General features: G+C 62.7%; 6 protein-coding genes and 1 tRNA gene. All 7 read left to right on the top strand.

Features of this window, described 5'->3' with window-relative positions; translation table 11 throughout:
* The first annotated feature begins 1 nt into the window (after window position 1).
* A tRNA-Val gene (locus ACY693_RS14060) sits at window positions 2–78 on the top strand.
* 184 nt (window positions 79–262) lie between these two features.
* On the top strand, window positions 263–2,194 hold the full coding sequence (gene thrS / locus ACY693_RS14055; RefSeq protein ID WP_462322450.1) for a threonine--tRNA ligase: 1,932 nt from the start codon (window positions 263–265) through the stop codon (window positions 2,192–2,194).
* Between the two features lie 141 nt (window positions 2,195–2,335).
* Window positions 2,336–2,887 carry a translation initiation factor IF-3 gene (gene infC / locus ACY693_RS14050; protein ID WP_462322451.1) on the top strand — a complete coding sequence of 184 codons (552 nt, stop codon included), beginning with the start codon at window positions 2,336–2,338 and terminating at the stop codon, window positions 2,885–2,887.
* A 104-nt stretch (window positions 2,888–2,991) separates the two neighbouring features.
* Window positions 2,992–3,189 carry a 50S ribosomal protein L35 gene (rpmI, locus tag ACY693_RS14045; protein WP_462322449.1) on the top strand — a complete coding sequence of 66 codons (198 nt, stop codon included), beginning with the start codon at window positions 2,992–2,994 and terminating at the stop codon, window positions 3,187–3,189.
* 64 nt (window positions 3,190–3,253) lie between these two features.
* Window positions 3,254–3,619: a 50S ribosomal protein L20 gene (gene rplT, locus ACY693_RS14040; protein ID WP_462322448.1), complete on the top strand. Its 366-nt coding sequence runs from the start codon at window positions 3,254–3,256 to the stop codon at window positions 3,617–3,619.
* 30 nt (window positions 3,620–3,649) lie between these two features.
* Window positions 3,650–4,780: a phenylalanine--tRNA ligase subunit alpha gene (gene pheS, locus ACY693_RS14035; RefSeq protein ID WP_462322447.1), complete on the top strand. Its 1,131-nt coding sequence runs from the start codon at window positions 3,650–3,652 to the stop codon at window positions 4,778–4,780.
* A gap of 116 nt (window positions 4,781–4,896) precedes the next feature.
* Window positions 4,897–5,833 (top strand): YtpR family tRNA-binding protein (gene ytpR / locus ACY693_RS14030; RefSeq protein ID WP_462322446.1); only part of this gene is annotated, 937 nt, incomplete at its 3' end.

Raw genomic sequence — 5,833 nt, 5'->3', positions numbered from 1 at the left:
CAGGCGCGTAGCTCAGCTGGTTAGAGCACCACCTTGACATGGTGGGGGTCGTTGGTTCGAGTCCAATCGCGCCTACCAAACAGTCGGTTGTCGGCAGCACGGACGGTGCCGGGCCACCCGAGCCGTCAGCCTATGCGGTTGCATCCTTTGCACCGTGTCTCTGGGCTGGCGGTTTTTGGTTTCTAGCGGGCGCAGTGTTCGGCGTCCCTCCTAATCATGTGGTCCCTCGTATCGGCCACCACTGACACCAAGAGGTTTCAAGATGCCCACGATTAGGCTCCCCGATGGCTCCGAGCGGCACTACGAGGCGCCGGTGACCGTGCAGGCGATCGCGGCGGATATCGGCGCTGGCCTGGCGAAGGCGGCCTTGGCGGGGCGCGTGAATGGCCAGCTGGTCGATACCTCTTATCCTGTCACCGAGGATGCCGAGATCGCGATCCTGACCAGTCGCGATGAGGATGCCCTGGAGCTGCTGCGCCACGATGCTGCGCATGTGATGGCGCAGGCGGTGCAGGAGCTGTATCCGGGCACACAGGTGACCATTGGTCCGGCGATCGATAACGGCTTCTATTACGACTTCGCGCGCGATGAGCCCTTCACGCCCGATGATCTGACGGCGATCGAGCAGCGCATGCATGAGATCGTCAAGCGCGATCTGCCGATCGAGCGCGAGGTCTGGGAGCGTGAGCAGGCGAAGGCCGCGTTTCGCGAGCTGGGCGAGACCTACAAGGTCGAGATCATCGACGACATCATCCCGGAGGGCGAGGAGGTCTCGGTCTATCGGCAGGGTGAGTGGTTCGATGTCTGTCGCGGTCCGCATCTGCCGAGCACGGGTAAGCTGGGTAACGGCTTCAAGCTGACCAAGCTGGCTGGCGCCTACTGGCGCGGCGACTCGAGCAACGCGATGTTGCAGCGCATCTATGGCACGGCCTGGCGCGACAAGAAGGAGCTCAAGGCCTATCTGCGCCGGCTGGAGGAGGCGGAGAAGCGCGATCATCGCAAGCTCGGCAAGCAGCTCGACCTGTTCCACTTTCAGGACGAGGCACCGGGGATGGCGTTCTGGCACCAAAAGGGCCGGATCATCTATCGCCAGGTCGAGGACTACATGCGCGGCAAGCTCGACGAGTATGGCTACCAGGAGGTCGAGACACCGCAGGTGCTGGATCGCTCGCTCTGGGAGCGGTCCGGGCACTGGGAGAAGTTTGCCGACGATATGTTCACGACCCAGCTTGATGAGCGCGATTACGCGATCAAGCCGATGAACTGTCCGGGCCATATCCAGATCTTCAACCAGGGGCTGAAGAGCTACCGCGAGCTGCCGCTGAAGATCGCCGAGTTTGGCGTCGTGCATCGCAGCGAGCCCTCCGGGACCCTGCATGGACTGATGCGGGCGCGACGCTTCACCCAGGACGATGCCCACGTCTTCTGCACTGAGGAGCAGCTGCAGCAAGAGGTGGCGACGCTGATCGAGATGGTGTTCGAGACCTATCAGGACTTCGGTTTCGACCAGATCGAGCTGGCGCTGTCGTTGCGGCCGGAAAAGCGTGTCGGCAGTGATGAGCTTTGGGACAAGGGCGAGGCGGCACTGGACAAGGCGCTCCGCGACAAGGGGCTCGATTTCCGCGTGCAGCCTGGTGAAGGGGCCTTCTATGGGCCGAAGATCGAGTTCACGCTGCGCGATAGCATCGGTCGGACCTGGCAATGTGGCACGATTCAGGTCGATTTCTCGATGCCTGGCCGGCTCGGCGCGCATTACATCGGCGAGGACAATGCCAAGCAGGTGCCGGTGATGATCCACCGCGCCATCCTCGGCTCGATGGAGCGCTTTATCGGGATCTTGATCGAGCATTACGCCGGTGCGCTGCCGCTGTGGCTGGCGCCGCTGCAGGCGGTGGTGCTGACCATTACTGATCATCAGCGCGACTACGCTGAACGGGTTGCTAAGACGTTGCGAGACAAGGGGTTCCGCGTTGAAGCCGACTTGAGGAACGAGAAGATCGGCTTTAAGATTCGGGAGCACACGCTGCAGAAGGTGCCCTACTTGCTGGTGGTTGGTGATCGCGAGATGGAGAGCCAGACGCTGGCGCTCCGTGATCGCCAAGGCACGGACCTGGGTGTGGTTGCTGTCGATGCGTTGGCGATGCGGCTCTCAGATGAGGTCGCTCAGCGCGCGCGCGCAGCTGCCGCGATCTAGGCGAGTGCTGGCAGGGGCTGTTGTCGTGCGGCTCGCGTTGTTGTGCGGCGCTGGCGGCGTGTCCATGTGAGGGTTGCTTTGCGCTGAGTGCCAGGGAGGATGCTGAAGGCTGCGCCCTGGGCGGTCAGACATCGCGCTGTTATCGATCTTTTTGTAGTTTGGAGGAAGTCTGCTATCGCTGCACCAAAACGCAATCGCGTCAATGATGAGATCACGGTTCCGCAGGTCCGCTTGATTGCCGAGGATGGCGAGCAGGTCGGTATCCTCGACCTGGCTGATGCCAAACAGAGGGCAACCGATGCGAATCTCGATCTCGTCGAGATCGTTCCCAATGCTGACCCGCCCGTCTGTCGGCTGATGGATTACGGGCGCTTTCGGTTCGATCAGAAGAAGAAGCAGAACGAGGCGCGCAAGAAGCAAAAGCAGGTTCAGGTCAAGGAGGTCAAATTCCGGCCTGGCACCGATATTGGCGATTATCAGGTCAAGCTGAAGAATCTCACCCGGTTCCTAAACGAGGGCGACAAGGCGAAGGTCACGATGCGCTTTCGTGGCCGCGAGCATGCCCACCGCGAGCTTGGCCTTGAACTGTTGCGGCGGGTCGAGAACGATCTGTCCTCGATCAGCATCGTCGAGCAGCAGCCGCAGATGGAAGGGCGGCAGATGATCATGGTGCTGGGGCCGAAGAAGCACTAGCCCAAGCCTTCTGGATTCAATACGCAGCGCTCGGGCCGGGCTTCCGATGCGCTGCATCCAATAAGCTGCCATCTGATCGGCAGCAAGACACTACGGAGTGAAAAATGCCCAAGATTAAGACCAATCGTGGTGCCGCGAAACGTTTCGCGCGCACGGCATCCGGGATGTTCAAGCGTAATGCCTCGCACCGGCGTCACATCCTGACCAAGAAGGCGACCAAGCGGAAGCGTCAGCTGCGCAAGAATCACCTGATGCATCCCGCTGATAATCGGGCTGCGCGGCGCATGATGCCTTACTGCTGAGGATTCCCGCTCCTGGGGGATCCTTCGCTCGCAAATGACGTTTTGAACACTTCGGAGAAGAGATATGCCACGCGTTAAACGCGGCGTGACCGCGCACGCTCGCCATAAGAAGGTGCTCGACCAGGCCAAGGGTTATTACGGTGCCCGCAGCAAGGTCTACCGGGTCGCCAAGCAGGCCGTCATCAAGGCTGGCCAGTATGCCTATCGCGATCGCCGCCAGCGTAAGCGTCAGTTCCGTACGCTCTGGATTGCGCGTATCAACGCGGCTGCGCGGCTGCATGGGCTTTCCTATAGCCGCATGATCGATGGGCTCAATAAGGCCGGGGTCGAGATCGATCGCAAGATGCTCGCCGAGCTGGCCTACGAGAACGAGCCGGCATTTGGTGCCTTGGCGGAGCAGGCCAAGGCGGCCCTGGCCGACGCCTCTTAAAGACGCAGCCAACCTCGACGCGAGGAACCCATGACGCAACGCCCTAATGGTGAGCTGGCGGACGATCCTGCTGCTCGGCCGGCTGCTGCGCCCGATGTTACTGGGCCCGATGTTGCCGATTCAGGGTCCCTTTCCGAGCCGGTCTCGGACTTGACCGATCTCGAGTCTGCTGCGCTCGCCGCGGGTGGGGCGTGCGCAGACTTGGCGGCACTGGATGATGTGCGGGTGCGCTACCTGGGCAAGAGCGGTCTTCTCACCGCGAAGCTGAAGTCGCTCGGCGCCTTGCCGAAGGATGAGCGGCCCGCCGCCGGACAGCGCATCAATGAATCGAAGCGGGTGGTGCAGGAGGCATTGGATGCGCGCCGCACCGAGCTCGAAGAGCAGCGGCTTGCGGCGCAGCTCCGCGATGAGCGCATCGATGTGACCCTGCCGGGTCGCGGGCAAAGACCGGGTGCCTTGCATCCGGTGACCCGTGCGATGCTGCGCATCGAACGCTTGTTTGCGAACGCGGGCTTCAGCATCGCCGAGGGGCCTGAGGTCGAGGACGACTATCACAACTTCGAGGCCCTCAATATCCCGGCGCATCATCCGGCGCGGGCGATGCACGATACCTTCTACTTTCCCGATGGGCGTCTGCTGCGGACCCACACCTCGCCGGTGCAGATCCGGGTGATGGAGACCCAGCCGCCGCCGCTGCGCATCATCGCGCCCGGGCGGGTCTATCGCTGCGATTCCGATCTGACCCACACGCCGATGTTCCATCAGGTCGAGGGCTTTCTGGTTGATCGCGAGGCCACCTTTGCCGATCTCAAAGGGGTGCTCTACGACTTCCTGCGCAACTTCTTCGAGCAGGAGGATCTGAAGCTGCGCTTTCGGCCCTCGTACTTCCCGTTTACCGAGCCTTCCGCCGAGGTCGACGTGCAGTGCGTCAAATGCGGCGGGCAGGGCTGTCGGGTCTGTAAGCAGAGCGGCTGGCTGGAGGTCTTGGGCTGCGGCATGATCCATCCGGAGGTCTTCCGACAGGTTGGTATCGACTCCGAGCAATGGCTGGGCTATGCGTTTGGTATGGGGGTCGAGCGCCTGGCCATGCTGCGCTACGGGGTCGATGATCTGCGGCTCTACTTTGATAATGACCTTCGATTCTTGTCGCAGTTTGCCTGATCGCGATTGATCGCAATGGCGCTGGGCTCGAATTGTCCTGATCTCAAGATCGAAAGTCTCAACCTGACCTGTGAGCAAGAGTATGGCCGCAACGGCGCGTTTCCGCGGGGTGTCTGATGCGCTTTAGTGAATCCTGGCTGCGCGAGTGGGTGAATCCGCCGCTTGCCGCTCAGGCACTCTGCGATCAGCTCAGCATGGCCGGGCTCGAGGTTGATGCGCTGGAGCCGGTGGCACCTGCCTTCACGGGGGTGGCCATCGGCGCGGTGGAGGCCGTCGAGCCGCATCCCGATGCGACCAAGCTGCGCGTCTGCCGGGTCGATGTTGGGAATGACGAGCCGTTGCAGATCGTCTGCGGCGCGGCCAATGTCGCGGCCGGTCAGCGCGTGCCGGTGGCGCGCGTGGGTGCCAAGCTCCCCGGCGACTTCAAGATCAAGAAGGCGAAGCTGCGCGGGGTGGCCTCGCAGGGCCTGATCTGCGCGGCCTCGGAGCTGGGCTTGGCGGAGAGCTCGGTGGGGATCATGACGCTACCGAGCGATGCCCCGGTCGGCGAGGATCTGCGCGATTGGCTGGCGCTCGATGATCACGCCATCGAGCTGGACCTGACGCCGGATCGCAGCGATTGCCTGAGCGTCGCCGGCGTTGCCCGTGAGGTTGGTGTGCTCAACCGATTGTCGGTGACGGAGCCGGCGGCCAAACCGGTGGTGCCGGTGCACGAGGATCGCCACGCGGTACAGCTTGAGGCCCCGGCGGCCTGTCCGCGCTATCTGTGTCGGATTATCCGGGGCCTGGACCCCAGTGCCCAGACCCCGTTATGGATGGAAGAACGGCTGCGCCGCAGTGGGCTGCGGCCGATCTCGCCGATGGTCGACGTGACCAACTATGTGCTGCTGGAGCTGGGACAGCCGCTGCATGCGTTCGATCTGGCAAAGCTCGAGGGCGCGATTCGGGTCCGCCTCTCGCAGTCCGGCGAGCGCTTGGCGCTGCTCAATGACGAGGAGGTCGAGCTTGATGATGACACCCTGGTGATCGCTGACGGCAACGGCCCGGTGGCGA

The organism is Halochromatium sp., from assembly GCF_054919635.1.
Note: the sequence above shows the minus strand (reverse complement) of the source record. Positions and strands in the feature narration are given on the sequence as shown.

What these genes read in the sequence shown, in the direction of transcription:
- pheS (WP_462322447.1), top strand. Translation starts at nt 3,650, where the DNA reads ATGACGCAACGCCCTAATGGTGAGCTGGCGGACGATCCTGCTGCTCGG.
- thrS (WP_462322450.1), top strand. Translation starts at nt 263, where the DNA reads ATGCCCACGATTAGGCTCCCCGATGGCTCCGAGCGGCACTACGAGGCG.
- rpmI (WP_462322449.1), top strand. Translation starts at nt 2,992, where the DNA reads ATGCCCAAGATTAAGACCAATCGTGGTGCCGCGAAACGTTTCGCGCGC.
- rplT (WP_462322448.1), top strand. Translation starts at nt 3,254, where the DNA reads ATGCCACGCGTTAAACGCGGCGTGACCGCGCACGCTCGCCATAAGAAG.